Source organism: Bathymodiolus azoricus thioautotrophic gill symbiont (genome assembly GCF_001298715.1).
Classification (GTDB): Bacteria; Pseudomonadota; Gammaproteobacteria; order PS1; family Pseudothioglobaceae; genus Thiodubiliella.
Map to the genome: position 1 here is coordinate 1 of NZ_CDSC02000486.1, position 1,390 is coordinate 1,390.

Consider the following 1,390-nt stretch of genomic DNA (forward strand, 5'->3'; position numbering starts at 1 on the left):
CATCTAAACAAGGGTTTATCTTATCTGTCTTTTGTACTTTCTGTGGATTGTCTTTAGGTTTGTTCTTGTAAAATTTTATTAAGTCGTTAATAACTTTATCAACAAAATCTTTTTCCCCCTCAGGAGTGGTGCAATCAACAAAAAAATCACCCAATCTATCGTCTAAATAACACACCTGTTGTTCCAAAATGTTTGCATCGTCTTCACTCAATTCTTCTTTTGTTTTTATAAAAAAATTCTCAGCACTTGATTCATTACCGTCTATTCTTTTGTCTAAGCCAAATAAAAACAAAGCGTTTCGTTCTAAAAAATGAGGCATTTCTTTTTTTAAAATGTATTCACTTTTTAAAAAATGTTGTGATAAAGCGCCAAGACAAAGATCAGATTTGTTTAAATTTTCTTGGATTTGTTCATCGAATTTTGAGCCAGGAAGCAACTGTTTCATTGTCCAAGTAATCACTTTTTTATCATTAATAAGTTTCATTTTTTCATCAAACAACCGTTTAAATTTTTGGACATCTCTTTCATTCTTTTTATTGTAGCTAATAAAAACCTTAATTGTACTTTCATCAATAGATTGGGTGGCATCTTTGGCAGTATTGGACTCAAAATTTTCATCGTCATATTGCCAATTTTTCAAGGGCTGAATATCCGTTGGAAAATAACCCACTTTCAATTGTAATTGTGCCTTCCGCATTTTGTTTGCTTTGAGTGTGTTTACTTCAATTGAATTGAGTATTCTTTTTTCTTTAGAGTCCGCTTCAGAATCCTCAATAAGCCGTCCAATCGCATCTAATATTCGCTTAATAAAGTTACGATAATTCGCATTCGCATCCGCTGCTTTTGCGAAAATTTTCTCTAATATCGTTTGCTTGTCAATATAGCCATTTTCATCCATCATTAGTAACAATTGATTGATGTTTTTAGAATCGGTTTTACCCAATTCATTTTGTTTTAAAAAATACTCAAAACCTTCGGTAATTCTTGTTTGTTTTGGTTGCATTTTTCTCCTTATAATTATTTTTTTTCACACAAATTGATTATACCGTAATATATTTATATATTTGTATAATTTTAATATAAAAGAATATTTTTAAGAGATTGGCGCATCTTTTGATCTGATACTAAATTCAATATCATGCTCAAAGCAATATGCGATAAGCAATAATACTGGCTTGATAGCCTGCTGCGTCTATTCTAAGTTTTTTTGATGTTAATGCCTTTAGGTAATGCGTCTTGACAGATTTTGATAAAGCCAAGGTTGTCGGTATTTGGCGAGACATTGCCTGCTTTAAAATCTGTGGCAACAATTTGCCCCGTTTGGGCTATATGCCCCACCATTGACATATAGTCCTTATTGCCTTTATAAGTCCATTGAGTATCCACTTTA

2 pseudogenes are annotated in these 1,390 nt (G+C 31.7%); both read right to left on the bottom strand.

Features of this window, described 5'->3' with window-relative positions:
• A pseudogene (locus BAZSYMA_RS09200) lies at positions 1-1,003 on the bottom strand (hypothetical protein); the annotation flags it as partial.
• Between the two features lie 194 nt (positions 1,004-1,197).
• Positions 1,198-1,390, bottom strand: a pseudogene (locus BAZSYMA_RS10155) (IS1380 family transposase); the annotation flags it as partial.